Here is a 23,006-nt window from a genome sequence, read left to right on the forward strand (position 1 = left end):
TCAGGACGGGCGTAATTCGTCCGCGAGCTTACTCTGCGGCCGGTGCGACGTTGAGCGTTGGCTGGCCGGATCGGTCGAGCTCCCGGCGCACATACCCATCTGTCTTGGCCTCTTCGACAAAGCGCGTCAGCTCGCCCGCGAGATGTTCATACCGTTTCGGCAGTGCCATGGCCTGCCCGATTGCCGTGATCGTGCCCTCCAGCATACGATAGGCGGGATCGTCTCCGAACGCCTTTTCCAGCGACTGGGTTACACCCGCGACAGCGTCTGTCCCACTCTTTCCCGTTTTGAACGCCGCGAAAGATGCGCCCGGATCCGCTTCCCTCACGAGCGTCATGTTCTTTGCATGTTCGGTGAGATAGAGATCATAGGCCGAGCCCTTCGCGACCATCAGCTTGATGCCGTCACGATCCAGCTCATCCACGTGACCGAGCGGCGAGTCCGCGCGAACCAGAGCCTTCGCCTCGATCAGAACATAGGGCGACGAGTAGGCGACAAATTGCTCGCGCTCCGGGTCTACGGCGCAAAAGGCGATCCGCCAGCCGTCGTCGGCCGCCGCATTGACCACCTTCCCCGCGCCGGAAAATTCTATCAGTTCCGGCTCGGCGCCAAGCGCTGCACAGAGTCGCTTGGCAAGAGCGACCGTCACGCCACTCAGTTCACCGGTCGTATCATCGCGGGAGGCGAGCGCTGCGTTGCCGAGATTGATGGCAACACGAAGCTTGCCGTCTTCCACCAATGCCTCCCGCATCTGTTCATACGTCGTCATGCGCACTCTCCTCGTCCCGGCACCGGACCCCGTTGCCACTCATCACCATCTGGTGCCGGAGGCGAGGATTTCGAGCACGGCGCGATCAGGCGATTTGCCGGATGGAACTTCCGATCCAGATGGTCATCAGCGGTCGCGAGAACGGCCCGCGAACACAGCGAGGCAGGTGTATGGCAATCGAAAAGCCAAAAGCGATCATCTTCGACATCATCGAAACGGTCTTCGCACTCGATTCGGTACGGCCGTCTCTTGTCGCACTCGGACTTCAGCCCGGCGACCTCGACACATGGTTCGCGTTCGGATTGCGCGATGCGTTCACGCTCAATGCGACGCAATCGATCAGCCCGTTTCCCGAGATCCTGAAGAGCGCCCTCACCCAGCTGCTTGCCAAGCGCGGCCTCGATCCTGCCGAGGAGGACCGCAGGCGTGTCTTCGAAGCCATGAGAAGCATGCCGCCCCATAAGGATGCGGCCGAAGCACTGGGACTGCTGAAAGAGGATGGCGTACCGCTCTATGCACTCTCGAACGGCGCACGCGCTTCCACCAAAAGCCTGCTCGAGCAAGTCGGTCTGACCGACTTCTTCACAGACATCCTGTCGGTCGAGACGATCGCGCAATTCAAGCCGAGCAAGCCGGTCTACGATCACGGCGTCGCCGCAACGGGCCTCGCTGCCGATCAAGTCATGTTGATCGCGACCCATGCCTGGGATTGTCATGGCGCGAAGGCAGCCGGACTGAAGGCTGCCTTCGTCGCGCGGGGCCAAGCCTATCCCGATGTGATGCTCGCACCCGATCTGACCGGCAATGAGCTTGTCGATGTCGCAAGGGCCATCACCGCACTCGAATAGTCGGGCGACGAGGCTCGCCTCTTACCGGGCGGGGGCAAGCGAGGCGCTGTTGCCACGCCAGTCGGTGGCCGCGCTCGGTTGGCCCATGCGCTCGGCCACCGAGGCCGTCCAGTCACCGGCGATCCTATCGGCAATTCCAAGGGCGACAATGACGACAAGCGCTGCGGCCACCGTGACTAAAACACTGCTTGAGGATGCGCTGCGCCGAACTGCATCCGAGGCATGATCGAAATAGGCCATCACATGATCTCCGTTCACTTTCCGTGATGCTGGTGACCCATGAGATAATCGGATTGAATAATTACACAAATGAATGTTCGGGATATCTGACATCATCGAAATCGATCGATGAACGAGGTAAGCCGGCCTCCCGCTTGGAGCCGGCCCCTTTCGTGATCGGGCGAAGCGGCTGTTTTTAACCCTTCAGATGGGAGAAGGCGGCGATGACCTTTTCATAGACCTCGCGTTTGAACGGTACGATCAGGTCGAGAAGTTCGTCCATGGGCTTCCAGGCCCACTCGTCGAACTCGGCCTGTTCATCGCCCGGCGGCGGATCGATCTGGATTTCCGTCTCTTCGCCCTCGAAGCGAAAGGCGAACCAGCGCTGCGTCTGTCCCTTGTAGCGGCCCTTGAGCGCGACGCCGACAAGGTGATCCGGCAGATCGTAGTCGATCCAGTCCGGCGCTTCATGGAGAAGACTCACCGTCTTCATACCGGTCTCCTCCCACAATTCGCGGCGCGCGGCGTCGAGTGGATCTTCTCCTTTGTCGATCCCGCCCTGAGGCATCTGCCACAGCTTGGTCGCGCCGGACATCTCGCCCTTTTCTTCCACCTTTCGGCGGCCTGCCCAGACGAGGTTATCGGCGTTGAGGACCATGATCCCGACACAGGGACGCAGAGGGAGTGGATCGAATTCGACCGGCTTCATGGGCAATCTCGCTTTTCGCGTTGGCAGATCTGGCCGCTCCCGGCCTGCTCAGGCGGTGAGATCGCACGCGAACCAAAAAGAGCAAGGGCCGGACTTGCCTCCTACGCACGAGAAACAGAAACAGAGAGATCGCAGGCAGGCTGTCAGCGTCGTTCGGGATCGAGCACGATCGACGAGACGGGTGCCACCGTGATGCCGCGCCGCTCGGCCTCACGCATCCAGCTCCCGATGACCGAAGTCGTCGTTTCGAAGGCGGATGCGACGCCGATCGCGCTACCGCGCGTGCGCGCGATCTGTTCGAGCTGATCGAGCCGGCGGCTGATCTCGCCGGCATACTGAACGTCGTCGAGCACCAGATCGGCGGCCCCCGCAGGCGTCGAAGTCATCTCCGCAAGATCGGCGGCGACGGAGCGGGCAGACGATCCGTCGTCGAGGAACATCAGCCCGCGCTTGGACATCTCGCTCATGAAGGGATGGAGGGCCCTTGCATCGGCGGTCAGCTGACCGCCCAGATAATTCATGACGCCGATATAGTTCGTCATCCGCCCCAAGGACGCATAGAGGCTGGAGAAGTCCTCCGCCGTCATCTGATCCGTCGTGACGGTGTTCTCGCCAGGATCGTTCATGGGATAACCGACAGGCTCCATCGGCGTCTGGAGAAGCAATTCATGGCCGTTCCGCCGGGCTTCCTGCATCCAGCGCGCGAGACTGTTTCCATTGGCCGCGAAAGCAAGCGTTACCTCGGACGGCAGGTTCTCAATCGCGCTCTGGGTCCCTGACTGGCTTATCCCAAGCCCACCGACGATGATCGCGATTTTCGGCCCCATACGCGAGGGTCCAGCCGCGCGGTAGACATCGAAGGGCCGGCGCCCATCGGCGGCGCGGGTCGGGAGCGGCCCGTATTCGCTGTCCTCGATCAGGTCGTAGTCCGGTACGTGCGCAGTCTGGATCGCCTGCCGCATATCGCCGAGATCGCGAACCTCGATGCTGGCCGGCTGATAGGGCAAGACTTCAGACTTTCGCCGTGCGCGTTCGGCGAGAGCCGCGTCGATATCGATATGCTTTGCGGTTCCCCGGACGCTGGATATGCCGCCGGTCGACAGCGGGTCGAGGCTGGCGGCTGCCTCCGTGGTCTTGTCGGGACCAGACGGGTTGCGGTCGATGCGATCGAGCCAGGCCGGAAACAGCGACAGGGCGACGAGTCCGACCGCCACTGTCCCGAGCCCGAAATCGGCCAGCGTCGGCCGCAGGCCAGATCGGCTCGATTGGGCTTTCGCCTTCAGGGGTTGGGAAAACAGCTCGTCCATAGACGGCCAATCTAGCGATCAAGGCTGACGCGAGGCTCGCTGTATCGTGGGCATTCTTCCGTCGTTGAAAGGCCGCATCGCACAAAAAAGCGGCCCGGACGATCAGTCCGAGCCGCTTTGAGGCTTCAAACGATGGCTGCGATCAGTTCGCGGCGGTGTCCGGGGACGACTTCGTGTCGGCCTTTGCCTGCTCCTTCGGCGGGAACATCGCATTGGTCTTGACGCCGTTCAGAAGATCGAGCGCGTATTTCAGCTGGAGATCTTCCTCGCGATCCTGCGGCACATAGCTCGACGAGCCGGAGCCTTCCTCGGTTTCCTCGTTGCCGGTGATATGGCCGCGCAGGGAAGATTCACCCCGGCTGACTTCATCTTCCGGGTCGAGTCCCATCTGGACCTTGATCTCGTCGGGAAGCGGCTGCTCGACCATAATGTCGGGATCGATGCCGCGGCCCTGGATCGAGCGACCCGATGGCGTGTAGTACAGCGCGGTCGTCAGGCGCATGGCACCGGCCGAACCGAGCGGGATGATCGTCTGCACCGAGCCCTTACCGAAGGAGCGCGAGCCCACGACGGTCGCGCGGTGCTGATCCTGAAGGGCGCCTGCCACGATCTCCGAAGCAGAGGCCGAACCGCCATTGACGAGAACGACGAGCGGCTTGCCGTCGATGTCGTCTCCGGCACGGGCGTTGTAACGACGGGTCTCGTCGGCGTTGCGGCCGCGGGTCGAGACGATCTCGCCCTTTTCGAGGAAGGCATCCGAGACCGATACGGCTTCATCGAGAAGGCCGCCCGGATTGGAGCGCAGATCGAGCACATAGCCCTTCAGATCGTCTCCGACCTGTTCGTTGATGTCTTCCACCGCTTCTTCGAGGCCGACGGTGGTCTGCTCGTTGAAGCTGTTGACCTTGATATAGCCGACATTGTCGATGACGTCGTGCTTGACCGACTGGACGGTGATGAGATCACGGGTCAGCGTCATGCGAAGCGGCTTCTCCGCGCCCTCGCGGATGACAGTGAGCTTCACGTCCGTGCCGATATCGCCCTTCATCTTGTCGACGGCTTCGGACAGCGTGAGCCCGCGTACCTGGTCGCCGTCGATTTCGACGATGAGGTCACCGGACAGGATGCCAGCCTTTTCGGCCGGAGATTCGGCGAAGGGCGATCCTTCGACGAGGACGACTTCGTCCTTCATGGTGACCTGAATGCCAAGCCCGCCGAACTGGCCGCGCGTCTGGGAGCGCATGTCCTGCGCTTCCTTGGCGTTCATATAGCTGGAGTGCGGATCGAGCGATGTGAGCATGCCGTTGATGGCGCTCTCGACCAGTTCCTGATCGTTCGGCTCTTCGACATATTGTGCGCGAACGCGCTCGAAAACATCGCCGAAAATCGCCAGCTGGCGATAGGTATCCGAGCCTGCCGCATTCGCGACGCCGTAACTCTGACCGGCGACGGTAACGGCCGCCGCTCCCATCAACGCTCCGGCACAGAGTATCGAAAGCTTACGAAACATTCCCCGTCCTTCCCATGGTCTCAATCCGCCCACCATGCGGATGGATCGACCGGTCTTCCGTTTTTGCGGAACTCGACGTAAAGGGCGGGCCCCTCCGTTCCGAAATCCGTTGCGTTGACGCTCGCAAGGCGCCGTGAACCCATAGCAGCGATCGGCTCGCCTGCAGACACGAACTGACCGGTCTCGACATCGATCCGATCCATGCCCGCGAGGACAACATGATAGCCATCGCCAGCGTCCAGGATCAAGACCTCACCATAAGACCGGAACGGCCCGGAATACAAGACTTTGGCGTCGGCTGGCGCCGTGACGACATCACCGGACCGTGAGGCATAGGACGCGCCGGTCGTCTGGCGACCGATGTCGTCTCGCTCGCCGAATCCGATGAGGCTGCGCCCTGAAACGGGAGGAATCAAACGCCCCTTCATTGTCGAAAATGCGGCGGATGGCTCCAGAAACCGAACGCTGCGGCGAAGGGCCTCGATATCGTATGCCTCTGGCGCTTGAGTGGCCTGCGCCTCGACTTCCGGTTCAAGGCTTGCAACCTCATAAGGCCCATCGACGGCAGCGTCCGAAGGCGGGACATCGGCGGATGACGCATCGGTTTCCGCACTGTCCGCCTCTGCGATCTGCTGTTCGTCCGGGGCCTTTTCCGCTTCGATTTCGGCGATCTGCCGGGCCTCCGACGCCTTTTCGGCTTCGGCCAGTCGCCGGGCGTCGTCCTCGGCGGCCTTCGCGGCCTCCAGTTGGGCCAGTCTTTCCGCTTCGATCTTTTCCTCGCGCTCCGCGATCTCCCGCTCGCGGGCAAGGCGCTCCTCTTCCCGTGCCTTCGCCGCTGCTTCCCGTTCGGCTTCCTCGACCAGTCGCGCGGTCTTCACGTTCTCGTCGAGCGAGGCGATCAGGCCCTTGAGGTCCTCCGCCTTGCTCGCCAGCTCGTCGGCCCTGCGCTTTGCCGCCTCGCGCTGCTCCAGATTCTGGTCGGCGAGCGAGGCCTTCTTCGCGGCAAGCCGCTTCAGCCGCTCTTCCTCGTTGCGATGGGTCGCGAGTTCCTTGCTGAAACTCGCCATTCGGGCAGCCAGCTCGCTTTGAACCTCGTCGAGCTGTTTCAAATCGGCCAGAAGGATCGCTGTTTCGTCGCGCAGGCTCGGGACGACGGAGCCCAGGATGATCGCGCTGCGGACCGAGCCCAACGCGTCTTCCGGCTTGACCAGGAGTGCGGGCGGCGGCTTGCGGCCGAGGCGCTGGAGCGCGGCGAGCACTTCCGCCAGCAGCCCGCGCCGTTCCGCGAGCGAGGCCTTGAGCCCACCCTCGCGCAAGGACAGATCCCCGATCTGCGCCTCGAGATCGCTCAGCTTGGCGCTTGCCTCTTTCTGACGAAGCGCCGCTTCGATCATCGCCTGACGGATTTCGTCGCGGTCATTGCGAAGGGTTTCGATTTCGCTGTCGAGCCGGGAGAGCATCTCCTTGGTGACATCGACATTGGAGGAGATCGCGCTCAACTCCTCGAGTGTCTGGCGACGCTGGCGCTCCAGGACAACCGATCTGGCTGGCTCAAGAGCTGCGGTCTGGATCGGATCCCCCGCGCCGGCGAGAGCCGCGGCGAGGCCGGCCTCGGCACGGACCATGGACGGCACGAGAACGGGCGGCAGGCAGACGAGCGCGACACCCGCAATCGCGAGCAAGCGCGAGCGGTGCGTCCCACGGATTGTCGACCGTCCCCTCAATCCGTTCCTGCCCCCTTCTTCCATGCCATCAGATCATCAAGCACTGCCGGCCTTTGCATTCAGCGACAGGCAATCACTGAGCGGACGACCGAAATTCGGCGTAGACGGTCCGCTCCAAGCCATTGTTTTGCGCATGATACCATCACGCGAGTCATGCAACTCGTCGGCATCACGCTCCAACCGAATTGAAACGATGAAAGTTAACAACGCATCAACCATGTGCAGGCAATGGCGCGATATTCGATTTGAAGCAAAATTTCAGGCGCGTTGCCCAGGAAGCACGAAGGCCGTGGGAGTCATTCAGACCGCCGACGGTTTATCCGGTCCCTCAGATCAACTCACGCCCGTTCAACAGCCGATATACCGTCAAAACTGCCGACAGACACTTCCAATCGGAGCCCGCAACACTCCGCCGTTCGTCAAACGCGATGATAGGGATGGCCGGTGAGGATCGTGACGGCGCGATAGAGCTGCTCGGCGAGAAGCACCCGGGCAATCTGGTGGGGGAAGGTCAGCCGTCCGAGCGAAAGTGCAAGATCCGCGCTGCGGCGCAGTTCGGCGTCATGGCCGTCCGGGCCTCCGATGAGGAGGCTACAATCGCGGATGCCGGCATCGCGCCAGGTGGCCAGCGCTCGGGCGAATTCTTCGGAAGACAGCGTCTTGCCGCGCTCATCGAGGGTGACGAGAACCGCCCCCTCGTCCAGCGTCGCCTTAAGCCGAGCTGCCTCTTCGGCTTTCCGGGCTTCCGCATCGCCTGATCGAGACTCGGGAAATTCGCAAAGCGCGCGCCAGTCGAGCCCGGTTTGCGGCCCGGTCTTTCGAAAGCGCTCGATATAGCGGTCGAACAGGTCCTGTTCGGGACCGCGCTTGAGGCGCCCGATCGCTGCGATCGAGATCCGCATCAGCTACGCTCCTGTCGCCAAAAGACGCATAAACGGCGCACCATCGACTTGAACCCGCGACAAGCCATCACGAGCACAATGATCCGATTGAACGCGCGCCGCCGCTTGCGGCTGGCTCGTCAGTGAACCGTCGAAGCCGCAGCGTCTCCGCCGACTGTCCACATCTTTTCGAGATTATAGAACTCACGGACTTCAGGACGGAAAATGTGAAAGATCACGTCGCCGGAGTCGATGAGAACCCAGTCGCCGTTCTGAAGGCCTTCGACCTTCGGCGCCTTCACACCGACCTGCTTCAGATCCTTGAGGAGATGATCCGCAAGGGCACCCACATGACGATGCGAACGGCCCGAGACGATCACCATGTGATCGGCCAGCGCAGATTTGCCTCTCATGTCGATGGAAACGATGTTTTCGCCCTTGGAGTCTTCAAGACTCCGCAGCGCGTGTTCAAGAACGGCCTGTCCGTCGGATGTCTCGGCGGCGGTCGTTTCGGAAGCAGCCGGATAAAATCCGCTCTTCGCTTCAGCCATTGGTCCCAGCGTCGTTTTCCCTTTCTCGAAGACCTTCGAGCCGATCGCACTTATTGCATCGGCCAACCGCCAAGGTGGCAGTGTTTGACGACGGTTTCAAGATGATCGGGATGAAAGCTCACCTGCAAGATATGTTTCGATGCGGAAAGTGCGGAAAAGACAACTAGGCGCAACGAACGCAAACGAAACATGCAATTGCACGAAAGGCGTGGTTTTGAGCCAAACAGTCTATCCGATAGGCAATCTGGCGAAAATCGCGCCTAGTCCCTTCGAATGATCGGTCTTATTGATGGGGTCTATGCAATTTCCCCAAGATCGAGGATCTTGATGACTCAGACGAATGAGCCGAAGAGCCAGCGACAGGGCCTAACCGTCCATGAAGGGACCGAGGGCACGAAGGGCTCGACGAACGAACGGCCCGAGCGGATGGGCCCACTCGCCGTTCTCCCGGTGTTCTACGACCTGAAGGACAAGCGCGTCGTCATGACGGGCGGGGGCGCCGGCGCGGCCTGGAAGGTCGAACTTCTCGTGGCCTCGGGTGCCTTGGTCGATCTTTACGCCCCGGCCGGCGAGATCGGCGACGAAATGGCCGATTTCATCTTTTCAAGCGTTGGTCGCGAGCGCATTCGTCACCACGACCGCCCCTGGGGCATCGACATCTTCGAAGGCGCTGCGATAGCAGTCGGGGACGTCGAGACCGAAGCCGAGGCACAGGCCTTCCGCTGCGCCGCGAAGGCTGCCGGTGTGCCGGTCAATCTTGTCGACAAGCCCGCCTTTTGTGACTTCACCTTCGGCTCGATCGTCAACCGCTCGCCGCTCGTCGTCGGCATTTCGACATCCGGCGCCGCCCCGATTCTCGGTCAGGCCGCCAGACGCCGGATCGAGACGCTTCTGCCGCCAAGCCTAAAGGATTGGGCGGACGCGGCCGCGCGCGTACGCGAGCGCGTCGTATCCCGTCTCTCGCCCGGCGCCGAGCGCCGCTCCTTCTGGGAGCGTTTTTCGGACATGGCCTTCAAGATGGCGCCGCCGAAGGACGAGACCGATCTCGACACTGCGATCCACACCATCGCGGCGAACCCGTCGAAGATCGGCAAGGTGACTCTTGTCGGCGCGGGCCCCGGCGAAGCGGAACTTCTCACGCTGAAGGCCGTGCGCGCGCTTCAAGCCGCCGACGTCATCCTGTTCGACGATCTCGTTTCCTCGGACATCCTCGAACTTGCCCGCCGCGAGGCAAAGCGGATGCTCGTCGGCAAGCGTGCAGCGCGCGAAAGCTGCAAGCAGGAAGACATCAACCGGATGATGGTCGAGTTCGCCGAGGCGGGCAAAGCGGTCGTGCGGCTGAAATCGGGCGACGTCTCGATCTTCGGCCGGGCCGGCGAGGAACTGGCGGAGCTCAAACGCCGCAACATTCCCTATGCGATCGTGCCCGGCATCACCGCCGCATCGGCGCTTGCCAGCACCTTCGGCATCTCCCTCACCCATCGCGACCACGCCCAGCAACTGCGCTTCGTCACCGGCCATTCCAAGAAGGGCGGGTTGCCGGACGATGTCGACTGGACGGCGCTTGCCGGCCCGCGCGCGACGACGATCTTCTATATGGGTGGGCGGATGTCACGCAGGATCTCCGACAAGCTGATGGCGGAGGGCATGCCGGCCGAAACACCCGTCGCCGTCGCCGCCAATCTAAGCCGCGACGACGAAACCCGTGCGGTCGGACGCATCGACCGGCTGGGCGAAATCGTCGAGCGGATCGGTGTCGACCGTCCGATCCTGATCGGGGTCGGCAATGTGTTCTCGGAGGTCGGTGCGAATGCGATCGATGACGGGCATCCCGAAACGGCGGCCCCGGACGTGAAGTCGATCGCAGTCTGATCTTTGGGGTCATAGCGGCGGCATCGGCGACCATCCCGGTCGCCCGACGCGTCCGCAGTGGCCGTGCGTTGTTATCCGATCGTTTTCGCGGCCAGATTCTGCTGGTGGCGCGCACGAAGATCGCGGGCCCGCTCGTCCGTCAGCCTGTCGATGCAATGGGGACAGGAGACGCCGGGCTCGAAAGCATCGGATTTGGTCTCGTCCCCGGACAACGGCTCGCCGCAGGCGTAACACGCAGTCCATGACCCGGTTTGGAGACCGTGGCCGATCGCGACCCGGTCGTCGAACACATAGCATTCGCCATTCCAGCGCGAGCGCTCGGGCTGGACCTCTTCGAGATATTTCAAAATGCCGCCCTTGAGGTGAAACACCTCCTCGAAGCCCTGGGCCAGCATATAGCTCGAAGCCTTTTCGCAGCGGATGCCACCCGTGCAGAACATCGCGACCTTGCGGTGCTTGGCCGGATCGAGTTCTGCTTCGACATAGGCCTTGAATTCGGTGAAGCTGTCGATGCCGGGATCGACCGCGCCCTCGAATGTGCCGACCTTCGTCTCGTAGCGATTGCGCGTATCGACGAGAAGCACCTCCGGGTCGGCGATCAGCGCGTTCCAGTCCTCGGGCACCACATAGGTTCCGGCCTTGACGGTGGGGTCGGCTTCCGGCGCGCGCATGGTGATGATCTCGGGCCGGATCCGCACCTTCATCCGCATGAAGGGCCAGGCATCGGCGCCGGAATGTTTCACCTCACCTTGGGAAATTCCACAGATCTCCTCCAGCCGGACGAGCAGGGCCTCGATCCCGTGACGCGGTCCGGCGACGGTTCCATTGATGCCTTCGCACGCAATCAGAATCGTGCCGCGGAGCCCCTCTCCCCGGCAAAATTCCAGGAGAGTTGCCCTGAGGCTTTCGAGATCGGCAAGGTGGACGAACCGGTAGAAGGCGACAACGTTCAGCATCATGATCGGGCTCATAGCGCCGGGCCGCGTTGTGCGCAAACCGACGAGGATCGCAGTGGCTCGACAGCGTGCCCGCACCGTTTCACTTCCCCCCTTGAAAAGGCCGCGCTATGTCTCTGAAACAACCCGACGACACATCCTGAAAGACCGTCCCATCACTGTCCCCAACCGCATTCTCGGGGCGACGCTCCTCATCACGGCCCTTGCCACGATCCTGCGCGACTGGTTCGCCGTACCGGGCAGCGCGATCGTTGCAGCCGTCGGCGTCGCCGTCTTTCTGGCCCTGGCTTTCCCGAGCGCCGCGTGGTCGCGTCGCCTGTTCGTCGTGATCGGGCTGGCGCTCGTCCTGATCACCGTTGCGACCCGCAGCGAGTGGTATGATCTGGTTTTCGGCGCGCTCGGACAGGGTGCCTTCATCGCCGCATTCTTCGTCGCTCTCGCAACGCTTCGCACGCCTGCCGGGATCTCACCCGCCATCATCCGATGCGGCGAGTATCTGGCGAGCCAGCCACCTGGAAAGCGCTATCTGGCGCTCACCAGCGGCGGCCATCTCTTCGCGCTCGTCCTCAATTACGGCTCGATCCAGTTGCTCGGCGGACTGACGGAAAGCATCGCCGGGCGGGAGCCCAACGAGGAGCTGCGCGAAATCCGCAACAAGCGCATGCTGCTGGCCGTCCAGCGCGGGTTCTGCGCCTCCCTGCTCTGGTCGCCCCTCGCTTTTGCCATGGCCATCACGACGTCGATCATACCGGGCGCGAGCTGGTCCTCGGCGGTCGGCTTCGCGATCGTGAATTCGATGATCTTCACCGCGATCGGATGGGCACTCGATACCATCGTGAAGCCGACATATTCAGGACCGCGCCCGGCGCCGTTGAAATCCGGCGGCACGTTTCGCGACCTGAAACCGCTTCTTCTGCTTCTGTCCGTGATCTTCCTCGGCGTCGGCGTTCTGGAACTTCTTACCGGATTGCGGGTCGTGACAGTGGTCATGCTCTTCATCCCCCTTGTCGCGCTCGGCTGGCTCGTGATCGAGGCCCAGAAAAAGGACGAGCCGGGCAAGACGATCAGCTCGCTCATCCAGAGCTTCGCCGTGAAGGAAATCCCGTCCTACCGCTCCGAGGTGGTTTTGCTGATCATGGCCGGCTTCATCGGCTCGCTCGGCGCTGCACTCGCGGTTCCGGTGCTGCGAGGGTCCGGCCTCGACCTGTCGGCCTTGCCGGCCTGGCTGATCGTCGCGGCGCCGATCTGGCTCATCCCGCTCTTCGGCCAATTCGGGATGAATCCGATCCTGTCGGTCTCCCTATTCGCCCCGATCCTGCCAAGCCCGGACCTGATCGGTGTCTCGCCTGCGGCCATCGTCTGCGCGATCACCGCCGGCTGGGCGCTGGCCGGCGCGACCTCGCCCTTCACGGCGACGACGATGCTGATCGGCCGGCTCGGCCATACGACGGCGTTCCGCGTGGGCGCCTTCTGGAACCGCACCTTCTTTCTGGTGGCGGCCGTGGCCCTGACCGGAACGAGCCTTTTCATCGCCGCTGTCGGCAGCTGAGCCGAATTCTTGGTCCGGCGGGTCCAATCGACCCGCCAGATTAGGGTTTGAACGTCAACCGCCGGACAAATGGCTCAGACGCCACTCGGGCTGCCGAAGGACCCATAAAGCCCATCGGCTCCATGGGTCCTTCGGTTTCAGAGTTCCGCGAGAATATTGCGCGCGGAGGTCTTTTCGGCTTCGCCGGGCGAATCCTCGATCGCCAGCGAGGAGACGACGCCGTCCTTCACGATCATCGAGAACCGCTTCGAGCGCGTGCCGAGACCGGCAGCCGACAGGTCGATATCGAGGCCGGCAGCGCGGATGAATTCGCCGTTTCCGTCCGACAGGAACAGGATCTTGCCGGATGCGTCCTTGGCTTCTTCCCAAGCCGCCATCACGAAGGGATCGTTCACCGACACGACGGCGATCTCCTCGACGCCCTTCGCGCGGATTTCCTCGTTTTCATCGAGAAAGCCCGGCAGATGGTTCATGGAGCAGGTGGGCGTAAATGCACCCGGCACGCCGAAAAGGACGACGGTCTTGCCCTTGAAGATGTCGTCGACCGACAGATCGTTCATGCCGTCTGCGGTCTTGGTGCGGAAAGTTGCGTTTGGCAGCGGATCGCCGACGGCTATGGTCATGATTTTCCCCTCGTCTTTGAGAACGCGCCGTGCCGGTGAACTCCGGGCTTTCGGCTGCAAGGGAAAACCTAGGGGAACCGGCCGATCCGGCGAGTCGCGGGCCTCATATCGCTCGGCTCAACCCTGCTGCGCACGCCAGCGGCCGGAGGGATCGGCAAAATCGGCGAGCGCCCCATGGACACCCACCACCCGCGCCGCCGTATCGCGCCCGGCCTCGACGGCATCGCGCACCGAGGCACCGGTGAGACGTGCACCGAGATAGGCCCCGTTGAAGGAGTCGCCCGCCCCCGTCGCATCGACGGGCTCGATATCCGGCAAGGCTTCGACCATTCCTTCCTCGTCGGCCGACGAAAAAGCGATGGCATGGGCCCCGTTTTTGACTGCGATCTCGCGGACGCCGGCAGCCCGGTAGCGCTCGATCGTCGTCTTCGGATCGGCATCACCGAACACCGCCGTCTCGTCGTCGAAGCTTGGAAGAACGATGCTCGCGGCCCCGGCAAGGCGCATGACCGCCTCCCTCGCCTCTTCGAGACCGGGCCAGAGAGCGGGGCGGATATTGGGATCAAAAGCGACCGTCTTGCCGGCCGCCTTTGCCTCGGCACAGAGTTCGACGAGCAAGGCGCGCCCCGCGGCCGGCAGGATGGCGAGCGTGATCCCGGAAAGATAAATACAGTCCGCCGCCGAAATCGCCTGGCGGAGCGCCTCTTCGTCGTCGGCGAGCTGCCGGGCGGCGGAGGTGTCGCGCCAATAGGTGAAGCGCCGGTCGCCGTCCTTCTGTTCGATCAGATAGAGGCCCGGCCGCTTGCCCGGGATCCTGCGGATCGCGCCGGTTCCAATGCCGTTCGCTGTCAGAAAATCGGCGATGCGATCCGAAAAGCCATCGTCACCGAGCGCGGTGAAATAGGAGACCGCGTCCCGCGCCGGATCGAGCCCGGCCCGGACATACCAGAGCGTGTTCAGCGTATCGCCGGCAAAGCCAAGCCGCCAGGCTTCGGCCTCTCCACGCCCGTGCCCGCCACCGGACATCTCGAGCATCACTTCGCCGATGGAGAGGAATTTCATCGCATTGCACCGCAGTCTCGTTGGCTTTGGCCACCTCATCTCATGGTCGAGGCGGATTTGAACAGGCGTAAGCCTCGCCTTCCTCAAAAAATGCGCGCTTGCGGTTCGGTTACACCGAAAATCAGCGTGTTTCCAAAGGTCTTCACGTCGGGCGAGGTTCGCGTTCCAGTCTCTCTTGCCCTCTTCTCAATGCGAGACAAGGCCCGGCGCAAAAATGTGATCGTAATCTAGATTACTATAACATTGAAACTGATAAGCTGGGTTATAATATCGTCGACATGACCGATACGACTCACCCAAGCCTCGGATTTCTTCTCATGGATGCCGGGCGGCTTTTGCGCCGCCGGTTCGAGGAGGATAGCCGGGATCTGCCGATGACCGGAGCCCAGCTCCGGCTCGTCGCGCGGCTCTCCAAGAACGAAGGGATCGGACAGGCCGCGCTTGCGGGGCTGCTGGAAATGGAACCGATGACGGTGAGCAGGCATGTGGACCGGATGATGGCCGCGGGCCTCGTTGAACGCGTTCAGGACCCGGACGACAGGCGCGCTCGCCAGCTCTACACCACCGAAAAGAGCCGCAAACTGCTCGCGCCTATGCGCGAAAGGGCAGCTGCGATCTTCGACGAGGCTCAGGCAGGGCTTTCAAAGGACGAGCGGCAAATCCTCCACAAAGCCCTCGAAACGATTATCGGGAATCTCGGCTGCTCTCTGGAAGCAGTGGAGGGCGAGACGAAGAAGAAGAAAGCCAGACGCGATGCCCGGACGCGCGAGCCGGCAGGAGGAGCGGTATGAACAAGCCCAACGATGAAAAGACGTTCAGGGACGCCGAACCCTATCATGGTGACGAGATCCTCGATGCCGACGGCCGCGAGATCGCCGATCATTCCGAGGACACGCCTGCCAAGCCGAAAAAGAAGAAGCGGCCGATCCGCAAGCTGCTGATGTTCGGCCTGCCGCTCGTTCTTGCCCTGGGCGGCGCCTATTTCTGGGTCACCGGGGGCCGGTATATCGAGACCGAAGATGCCTATGTGCAGCAGGACCGCGTGACGGTGATGCCGCAGGTCTCCGGTCAGATCGCGAGCGTCGCGGTCGATGAGAACCAGTTCGTCCAGAAGGGCGCTCTCCTCTTCACGATCGACGATTCCGTCTACAGCAATGCCGTCGAAAGCGATAAGGCGAAGCTTGAAGCGGCTCGGCTCGACGTCATGCGCCTGAAGGCCGCCTATCAGCAGGCCGTCGCCGAACGCCAGAGCGCGTCCGACGCCGCCAACCTCGCTCAGACGACGTTCGATCGACAGAACGCCCTCGTCAAGAAGGGCGTGATCTCGAATGCCTCCCTCGACGATGCGCGGCTGAAATTGCAGCAGGCAAATCAGGCGCTCTCCTCTGCCGACCAGCAGGTGATCTCCGCGAAGGCAGCGCTCGGCGGCAATCCGGATATCGATCCCGATCAACATCCAGAGGTCCTCGAGGCCCTTGCGGCCCTGCATTCGGCCGAGCTCGACCTCAAGCACACCAAGGTCTATGCGCCGGAAGCCGGCATCGTCTCGCAAACCGCCCAGCTCCAGAACGGCCAGTATGTGACGCCGCAGACATCCGTCATGAGCCTCGTCGAAACCGAGACCAGCTGGATCCAGGCGAACTACAAGGAAACGGAGCTGACCGATATGCAGGTCGGCCAGCCCGCCGAGATCTCGTTCGACACCTATCCCGATCAAGAATTCAAGGGCCATGTCGGCTCCATCGGGGCCGGCACCGGCTCGGAATTCGCCCTTCTGCCGGCGCAGAACGCGACCGGCAACTGGGTGAAGGTGGTCCAGCGCGTTCCTGTGCGCATCGCACTCGATAACGGCCAGGACTTGCCGATCTTGCGCGCCGGCATGAGCACCACCGTGACGGTCGATACCGGGCATAGCCGCGGCGTGCCGGACTTCGCAAAGCCCGTGGTCTCAGCGCTTGATCTCGCACCCTATCTCGAGGACCAGCCGAGCCATGCGGCCCCGAGCGCTCAACCCGATACCCCGCGCCAGAAAGGCGAGAGCGCCGCTGATGCGGCGGCCTCGGGGGGACAATGAGCTCCACCGCTGCCGGCGGCTCGAAGCCATCCAGCCGGGCAGTCGGGCATGCGAAAGCAACCCCCGCAAAGACTGGCGGCATGAATCCGGATCAGGTCGCCAACAAGGGCCTGATTACCGCATCGATCATGCTCGCGACGATCATGCAGGTGCTCGACACCACGATCGCCAACGTCGCGCTGCCCAATATGCAGGGCTCTCTCGGGGCGGCCCAGGACCAGATTACCTGGGTCCTGACATCCTACATCGTCGCAGCCGCCATCATGACGCCGGTCACCGGCTGGCTGTCGGACAAGATCGGCCTGCGCCAGCTTTTCATCGGCTCGGCGGCGGGCTTCGTCCTCGCTTCCATGGCCTGCGGCGTGGCGACGAGCCTCGACGAGATGATCGCCTTCCGCCTCATCCAGGGACTGTGCGGCGCTGCGCTCGTTCCCCTCTCCCAAACCGTGCTTCTCAACATCAACACGCCGGAAAAACACGGGCAGGCAATGGCGATCTGGGGCGCCGGAATCATGGTTGGCCCCATTGTCGGACCGACGCTGGGCGGCTGGCTGACGGAAACCTTCAGCTGGCGCTACGTCTTTTTCGTGAACCTGCCGATCGGCGCGCTGGCGCTTCTCGGCATGATCTTTTTCCTGCCGAACACCCCGAAACGCGAGCGCGGGTTCGACTTCTTCGGCTTTGCCATGCTGTCGCTCTTCATCGGCGCGCTGCAACTCCTGCTCGACCGGGGCCAGCAGGTGGGCTGGTTCGCCTCGCCCGAAATCTGGATCGAGCTCGGCCTTGCGATCACCGGGCTCTGGGTTTTCGTTCTCCACATTACGGGAACCGAAGCCCCGTTCATCGATCCGAAGATCTTCCGCGACCGCAACCTCGTCATGGCGCTGGTCATGATCTTCGTCGTCGGCATGATCCTGCTCGCCGGACTGGCACTGTTGCCGCCGATGCTGCAGAATCTCCTGAACTATCCGGTGGTGACGACGGGTCTCGTGCTTGCCCCGCGCGGTGTCGGAACGATGATCTCGATGCTCGTCGTGGGGCGGCTGATCGGCAAGTTCGACACTCGGCTCCTGATCTTCGCGGGCCTTTGCCTGACCGCGCTCTCGCTCTATCAGATGACCGGTTTCACGACGACGATGGACGAATGGCCGGTCATCACCTCGGGCGTCGTCCAGGGCCTCGGCCTCGGCCTTGTCTTCGTGCCCCTGTCCACCATCGCCTTTGCGACCCTGGAGCAGAAGTTCCGGCCGGATGCGGCCTCGCTGTTCTCGCTCTTGCGCAATATCGGCTCGTCGGTGGGCATCTCCATCGTTTCGGTCGAACTCGCCCAGAACATGGTGATCGCCAAATCGAGCCTCGTTGCCGGTCTCAACCCGTTCAATCCGAACTTCGTCGAGGCGGTCGCAAAGATGGGCATGAGTCAGGAGACGGCTCTCGCCGTCCTGAACGGGCAGGCCCAGGCGCAGGCGGCGATGATCGCCTATGTCGACGACTTCCGCCTGATGATGATCATCACGCTCTGCGCGATCCCGCTTCTTCTTCTCATGAAGCCCGGAAAGGCGGGCGGCGGCGGCGAGCCCGGTCCCGCGATGGAGTAGACGGTTCCTTCATGGCGATGGGAACCGGCGGCGGTTCTCTTCGAAAGTCCACCCGTCCCGGCGCGGCCTGCGTTAAGGCCGGCTTGACCCTTCTCCCTTACGCTTTACCAAGGGGCATGATCCGAAGCGCCGCACCGCCCTTCGGATGTCGCACGGGAGGATCGGGTGAATGGGCCAGGAACACATCTTCGAAACGATCGACTGGCGCTCGGACGATCCGCACCTGTCGGGAAATTTTGCACCGATCGGCCGCGAGATCGACGCCGACCGGCTGGAGGTGGTCGCGGGGAAAATCCCCGAATACCTTCGCGGCGCCTATATCCGCAACGGCCCCAATCCGCGCTACGAGCCGGTCTCCTACAATTATCCTCTCGAGGGCGATGGCATGCTGCACGCCATCCGGTTCGAGGGCGGGCGCGCGAGCTACCACAACCGTTATGTGCGCACGCGCAGCTTCGAGATCGAGGACAAGGCGGGCCATACGGTCTTTGGCGGCCTGATGACGCCGCGGCCCATCGATACCGATCTTCTCGGCCCCCACGATGATCCCGACAATCCGTTCAAGACTTCGGCGTTTATCGGGGTCATGCACCATGGCAACCATCTGCTTGCGCTTGGCGAGGGCGAGCCGGCCTGGGAGATTGGGCCGGATCTGGAAACGCGCGGGCCGTGGACGGCAGGCACGGACGAGCCGATCATGCTCGGGGCGCACAACCGGGTTCATCCGGTGACGGGGGATCTCTTCGCCCTCGCCTACGATCTCGAGAAGCCTATTGTCACCATGCACCATATCGGGCGTGACGGCGTCTTGCGGCGCAGTTTCGATATCGCCCTTGCGGCCCCCAGCATGATCCATGACTTCGTTCTGACCGAGAATCATGTGGTTCTGCTCATCGGGCCGCTGGTCTTCGATATGCAGGCCATGATGTCCGGCGGGTCCTTCCTGCAATGGCGTCCGGATCTCGGCACGCGCATCGCGGTCGTGCCGCTTTCGGGCGGCAAACCGCGCTGGTACGAGGCCGATCCGTTCTTCGTCTTCCATTTCGCCAACGGGTTCGAGCGCGGCGGCGACATCGTCATCGACTATGTCCGCCACCAGAAACTTTATGTCGGCTACGGCGAACCCAATACCCAAGCCCCCAAGCTTCAGCGGCTGGTTCTCAACACCGTGTCCGGCAGCGTTCAGGAACAGTGCTGGTTCGACAAGGTGGCGGAATTTCCAAGGATCGACGACCGTCGCAACGCCCTTGCCAGCCGCTACGTCTACGCGCCCACCCTGACCAACACCCTGAAGGGCGACGACCACGCATCGGCGACCTTCAACTGCCTGCTTCGCATCGACACGGAAACCGGCGATGTGAACGCCCACGACTTCGGCAACCGGATCGCCGGCGAGGCGGTGTTCATCCCGCGCGGCGAGGCCGAGACCTCCGGCTGGCTGGCCAGCTATCTCTACGATCCGGTGAGCGAGACCAGCGAGCTGGTGCTTCTGGATGCGGAGGCATTTTCCGATGAACCCGTCGTGCGCCTGCGGCTGCCGCAGCGCGTGCCCCAGGGCCTGCACGGCACCTGGGTTCCGGCCTAAGGGAACCGGAGCCCCGTCCCGAGCGGTGGTTTCAAATGCCCGGCGGACTACCAGATCTCCGCCCTTTCCAATGCGGAGACGCATGTCGGGACCCCGCGAAGACGAGGCATCGGCCGATCCGTCAGGGATTGCCCGATCCATCCGTGGGGATGACTGAGCGGCAGGGGCGCACGCGCCTGGCTTTCCGCGATGGGCAGAAACCCGACCCGTTCGTAATAGTTCGGATCGCCATAGGTGAAAGCGACGTCCACCCCCGCGAATCGAAGCATCTCCAGCGCATAGCGGATCAGAGAGCTTCCGACACCCCGGCGCTGATGCGTGCTCGCCACCGCCATCGGCGAGAGCAGAACCACGTGGTGGGGATCATCCGCATAGGTCAGGCGGGTGAAGACAGCCGCGCCGATGAGTGCGTCCTCCTCTTCGGCGCGGAACACATGAATATCGGTCTCTGGCGTATTCGCCAGCAAATCGCGAACCAGGCCGCCGATCAGCTCGCCCTCCTCCGCCCCTTCGGAGACGGTGAAGGTTGCGGCGAACAGGTCGATGATCTGTTGTTCGCATCCCTGTGCGCCGGTACTGAACGTCACGGCAGATCTCCCCACAGATTAAATCCGTCTGCCCGCTCGGCGCCCGCAGTTTTAAAGCCCCGTCGTCGCCACGCTGCTATCGGGCGCAAATTTACGCGACCGATGAAACCGGTATGGTTGTTTGCGTGCCCATCGCCGCTTCATAGGCTGTCGCCGGCATCGGGCGTCCATAGAGATATCCCTGTCCGTGATTGCATCCCTGGTCGCGCACACGCTCGTGCTGTTCGGGCGTCTCGATTCCTTCCGCCACGACGACGAGATCGAGGTCAGACGCCATCGCGGCAATGCCTTTCGCGATCAGCTTCGCCCGGTCGTCGGCACCCGGGCCGCTGACGAAGGATCGATCGATCTTGATCTTGCTGATCGGAAAGTTCCGCAGCATGCTGAGGGACGCATAGCCGGTGCCGAAGTCGTCGAAGGAGACTGAAACGCCCATCTCGCGGATGGCTTTCAGCTTGCTCAGGACGTGTTGGTCCGAGTTCAGGATGGTGGTTTCTGTAATCTCGATCTCAAGACCGTCGGGTGGAAGCTGCGTCAGCTCCAGGATCTCCCTTATTTGGGCCGACAGGTCGCGGACCTCGAACTGGACCGGAAAGAGGTTCACCGCGACGCGGAAATTGGGGTGGATCGTCCGCCGCCATTCTGCCGCTTGCCTGCATGCCGTTTCCAAAATCCACTGACCGACAGGGGCCGCCAAGACGTCGCTTTCGAGAACATTGATGAACGCGCCGGGTGCGAGGACACCGTGCTCGGGGTGGTTCCAGCGCAGAAGTGCTTCCGCCCCAACTGGATCGCCCGAAACGAGATCGATCTGCGGCTGATAAAAGAGTTCGAACGCACCCGTTTCCCACGCGTTCTGAAGCTCCTCTCGTGCGAGAATTTTCGACGTGACCGCATGGCGCAGGTCCTGTGTGAAGAGGCAGGCTCGTCCCCGCCCATCGTTCTTCGCCTTGTAAAGCGCGAGATCGGCATCGCCGAGCATCGTTCGATGATCACCCGCCACGGCCGTGGTGCAGATGATCCCGATGCTGGCACTGATGTTGACCAGCGACGAGCCAAGCGCCATGGATTCCTCGATTGTTGAGATGATGGTCTCGGCAAGCGCGTAGGCATCCATCGGGTTGGCGTTGCCCTCGATGAGCACAACGAACTCGTCGCCGCCCATACGGGCGACGAAACTTTCTGGCGGCATCAACGCTCGAAGGCGCCGACCGATTTCCATCAGCACCTCGTCGCCAACCAGATGGCCAAGCTTGTCGTTCACCTCCTTGAAACCGTCGAGGTCGATGAGAAGCATGGCGAAGCGCGTGTCATCCCGCTCCATGGCCTCAAGCCTGGCGCTGAGGCTTGCGCGGTTCGACAAGCCCGTGAGATGGTCGGTCACAGCTGCAGTGCGCAGTTCTTGTTCCGCCTTTTTCCGCGCGGTGATGTCGCGAACAATCGCGCCAAACTGCATTCGCCCGGCTTCCCTCCAGCGCGATAAGGTTAGTTCGATCGGGAACTCGCTGCCGTCCTTTCGCAAAGCTGTGAGTTCGATGGAGGTTCCGACCAGTCTCGTAGGTTCGCCCGACGCAACGCGACGAACTGCCTTCTCGTAGACAGCGCGCATCGAGATAGGCACGACAAGGTCAAGCGTCCGGCCCATCGCTTCAGTCTTGGTATGGCCGAAGATCCGCTCTGCGGCAGCGTTCCACGTGACGATTCGTTTCTCGGCGTCCGCTACGACGAATGCGTCAGGCGATGACGAGGCAATGCTTTGCCTCCTCGCTTGGGCATCACGCGCTTTCAGCCTTAGCCTCCGGGCCTCCAGGCGATCCATGACAACATTTGCAAGAAGGCGCAGGGTGCGACGGTCAGGATCGGTGAACTCGCTGCGGGGCTCGCGATCAATGACGCACAATGTCCCGAGCGCAATGCCTTCCGGGTTGCGCAGGGGCGCGCCTGCGTAGAACCGGATGAAGGGTTCACCGGTGACAAGGCGGTTCGCCGCGAAAAGCGGGTCCTTCGTTGCGTCAGGCACAATCAATAGCTCGGACCCGTCGAGCGCATATTGGCAGAACGAGGACTCCCGCTCGGTCTCGCACACGGCGAGTCCGGTCCGCGCCTTGAAGAACTGTCGCTCCTCGCCAACGAGGGAAATCAGAGCAATCGGAACCTTTAGAACGTGCGATGCAATCTCTACGATGTGATCGAACTCTGCTTCGGGAAGCGTGTCGAAGATCTCGTATTCAGCGAGTACTGCGAGACGTTGCTGCTCCGTTGCGTCGACGATCATGAAAAATGCCCCTCCATCACGTGTGCGAGACCGTAGGGTGGAACACTTGCAAACCATTTAATCGGTCACGCCAAATGACGAATCGATTTCGTCAGTAGTTGCTGACGTGAATGCGGTACGCAGCGACACGGTTACCCAGAAAAGCGTCCTGACCTTTCGGGCCATAACGCGTTGAAAAGCAATGACTTGAAGCGAAAGACCAGCTCGCGTATCCGTCGTGCTGCAGGCACAACAGGTCGCCGTAAGAGTTGGCCTTGAAAATCAGGCGGGGCTCCGTGAGCAATGAACGCGCTGCGCAATGGCCGCA

General features: G+C 62.4%; 20 protein-coding genes. 7 read left to right on the top strand and 13 right to left on the bottom strand.

Annotated features, from left to right (window positions below; all coding sequences use genetic code 11):
• Window positions 1-28: 28 nt before the first annotated feature.
• Window positions 29-769 carry an ABC transporter substrate-binding protein gene (locus tag ABDX79_RS06275; protein ID WP_346219421.1) on the bottom strand — a complete coding sequence of 247 codons (741 nt, stop codon included), beginning with the start codon at window positions 767-769 and terminating at the stop codon, window positions 29-31.
• Window positions 770-939: 170 nt separating this feature from the next.
• On the opposite strand from ABDX79_RS06275, the gene ABDX79_RS06280 reads away from it, so the two are divergent.
• A complete protein-coding gene (locus tag ABDX79_RS06280) occupies window positions 940-1,617 on the top strand; it encodes a haloacid dehalogenase type II (RefSeq protein ID WP_346219422.1) in 678 nt (225 codons plus the stop codon).
• Window positions 1,618-1,638: 21 nt separating this feature from the next.
• Here ABDX79_RS06280 and ABDX79_RS06285 read toward each other — a convergent pair whose 3' ends face one another.
• The 7 genes from ABDX79_RS06285 to rsfS form a co-directional block, all read right to left on the bottom strand.
• On the bottom strand, window positions 1,639-1,857 hold the full coding sequence (locus ABDX79_RS06285) for a hypothetical protein (RefSeq protein WP_346219423.1): 219 nt from the start codon (window positions 1,855-1,857) through the stop codon (window positions 1,639-1,641).
• A gap of 175 nt (window positions 1,858-2,032) precedes the next feature.
• The gene (locus tag ABDX79_RS06290; RefSeq protein WP_463671120.1) at window positions 2,033-2,545 is read right to left on the bottom strand and encodes an RNA pyrophosphohydrolase; all 513 of its coding nucleotides are present in this window, start codon (window positions 2,543-2,545) and stop codon (window positions 2,033-2,035) included.
• Between the two features lie 143 nt (window positions 2,546-2,688).
• Window positions 2,689-3,852, bottom strand: a complete 1,164-nt coding sequence (locus ABDX79_RS06295; protein WP_346219425.1) for a divergent polysaccharide deacetylase family protein — start codon at window positions 3,850-3,852, stop codon at window positions 2,689-2,691.
• A gap of 142 nt (window positions 3,853-3,994) precedes the next feature.
• The gene (locus tag ABDX79_RS06300) at window positions 3,995-5,362 is read right to left on the bottom strand and encodes a S41 family peptidase (protein ID WP_346219426.1); all 1,368 of its coding nucleotides are present in this window, start codon (window positions 5,360-5,362) and stop codon (window positions 3,995-3,997) included.
• Between the two features lie 20 nt (window positions 5,363-5,382).
• The gene (locus ABDX79_RS06305) at window positions 5,383-7,044 is read right to left on the bottom strand and encodes a murein hydrolase activator EnvC family protein (RefSeq protein ID WP_346219427.1); all 1,662 of its coding nucleotides are present in this window, start codon (window positions 7,042-7,044) and stop codon (window positions 5,383-5,385) included.
• A 461-nt stretch (window positions 7,045-7,505) separates the two neighbouring features.
• Window positions 7,506-7,988: a 23S rRNA (pseudouridine(1915)-N(3))-methyltransferase RlmH gene (gene rlmH, locus ABDX79_RS06310; RefSeq protein ID WP_346219428.1), complete on the bottom strand. Its 483-nt coding sequence runs from the start codon at window positions 7,986-7,988 to the stop codon at window positions 7,506-7,508.
• Window positions 7,989-8,107: 119 nt separating this feature from the next.
• The gene (gene rsfS, locus ABDX79_RS06315; RefSeq protein WP_346219429.1) at window positions 8,108-8,518 is read right to left on the bottom strand and encodes a ribosome silencing factor; all 411 of its coding nucleotides are present in this window, start codon (window positions 8,516-8,518) and stop codon (window positions 8,108-8,110) included.
• Window positions 8,519-8,944: 426 nt separating this feature from the next.
• On the opposite strand from rsfS, the gene cysG reads away from it, so the two are divergent.
• Window positions 8,945-10,390, top strand: coding sequence for a siroheme synthase CysG (cysG, locus tag ABDX79_RS06320; protein WP_346219577.1), 1,446 nt, complete (start codon window positions 8,945-8,947; stop codon window positions 10,388-10,390).
• Between the two features lie 71 nt (window positions 10,391-10,461).
• Here the strand turns inward: cysG and trhO are convergent, their stop codons facing one another.
• Window positions 10,462-11,349 (bottom strand): oxygen-dependent tRNA uridine(34) hydroxylase TrhO, encoded by an 888-nt coding sequence (gene trhO, locus ABDX79_RS06325; RefSeq protein WP_346219430.1) that lies wholly within the window; start codon window positions 11,347-11,349, stop codon window positions 10,462-10,464.
• A 52-nt stretch (window positions 11,350-11,401) separates the two neighbouring features.
• Here trhO and ABDX79_RS06330 point away from each other — a divergent pair, with 52 nt between their 5' ends.
• Window positions 11,402-12,895: a hypothetical protein gene (locus tag ABDX79_RS06330; RefSeq protein WP_346219431.1), complete on the top strand. Its 1,494-nt coding sequence runs from the start codon at window positions 11,402-11,404 to the stop codon at window positions 12,893-12,895.
• Between the two features lie 137 nt (window positions 12,896-13,032).
• On the opposite strand, the gene ABDX79_RS06335 is transcribed toward ABDX79_RS06330, so the two are convergent.
• Both ABDX79_RS06335 and ABDX79_RS06340 read right to left on the bottom strand, forming a co-directional pair.
• Entirely contained in the window at window positions 13,033-13,518 is a 486-nt protein-coding gene (locus tag ABDX79_RS06335) for a peroxiredoxin (protein WP_346219432.1), read from the bottom strand.
• Between the two features lie 117 nt (window positions 13,519-13,635).
• Window positions 13,636-14,580, bottom strand: coding sequence for a sugar kinase (locus ABDX79_RS06340; RefSeq protein WP_346219433.1), 945 nt, complete (start codon window positions 14,578-14,580; stop codon window positions 13,636-13,638).
• 278 nt (window positions 14,581-14,858) lie between these two features.
• Here ABDX79_RS06340 and ABDX79_RS06345 point away from each other — a divergent pair, with 278 nt between their 5' ends.
• The 4 genes from ABDX79_RS06345 to ABDX79_RS06360 all read left to right on the top strand — a co-directional run bounded on the left by ABDX79_RS06345 (window position 14,859) and on the right by ABDX79_RS06360 (window position 19,837).
• The gene (locus tag ABDX79_RS06345) at window positions 14,859-15,371 is read left to right on the top strand and encodes a MarR family winged helix-turn-helix transcriptional regulator (protein WP_346219434.1); all 513 of its coding nucleotides are present in this window, start codon (window positions 14,859-14,861) and stop codon (window positions 15,369-15,371) included.
• On the top strand, window positions 15,368-16,654 hold the full coding sequence (locus tag ABDX79_RS06350; protein ID WP_346219435.1) for an HlyD family secretion protein: 1,287 nt from the start codon (window positions 15,368-15,370) through the stop codon (window positions 16,652-16,654). The genes ABDX79_RS06345 and ABDX79_RS06350 overlap by 4 nt, the downstream gene beginning before the upstream one ends.
• Before the next feature lie 80 nt (window positions 16,655-16,734).
• Window positions 16,735-18,252, top strand: coding sequence for a DHA2 family efflux MFS transporter permease subunit (locus ABDX79_RS06355; RefSeq protein WP_346219436.1), 1,518 nt, complete (start codon window positions 16,735-16,737; stop codon window positions 18,250-18,252).
• 169 nt (window positions 18,253-18,421) lie between these two features.
• Window positions 18,422-19,837, top strand: a complete 1,416-nt coding sequence (locus ABDX79_RS06360; protein ID WP_346219437.1) for a carotenoid oxygenase family protein — start codon at window positions 18,422-18,424, stop codon at window positions 19,835-19,837.
• A gap of 47 nt (window positions 19,838-19,884) precedes the next feature.
• On the opposite strand, the gene ABDX79_RS06365 is transcribed toward ABDX79_RS06360, so the two are convergent.
• Window positions 19,885-20,424, bottom strand: coding sequence for a GNAT family N-acetyltransferase (locus ABDX79_RS06365; protein ID WP_346219438.1), 540 nt, complete (start codon window positions 20,422-20,424; stop codon window positions 19,885-19,887).
• Window positions 20,425-20,515: 91 nt separating this feature from the next.
• Window positions 20,516-22,699, bottom strand: a complete 2,184-nt coding sequence (locus ABDX79_RS06370) for a putative bifunctional diguanylate cyclase/phosphodiesterase (RefSeq protein ID WP_346219439.1) — start codon at window positions 22,697-22,699, stop codon at window positions 20,516-20,518.
• Window positions 22,700-23,006 lie beyond the last annotated feature (307 nt).

Origin of the sequence: Fulvimarina fulva (genome assembly GCF_039652615.1) — a bacterium.
Taxonomy (GTDB): Bacteria; Pseudomonadota; Alphaproteobacteria; order Rhizobiales; family Rhizobiaceae; genus Fulvimarina.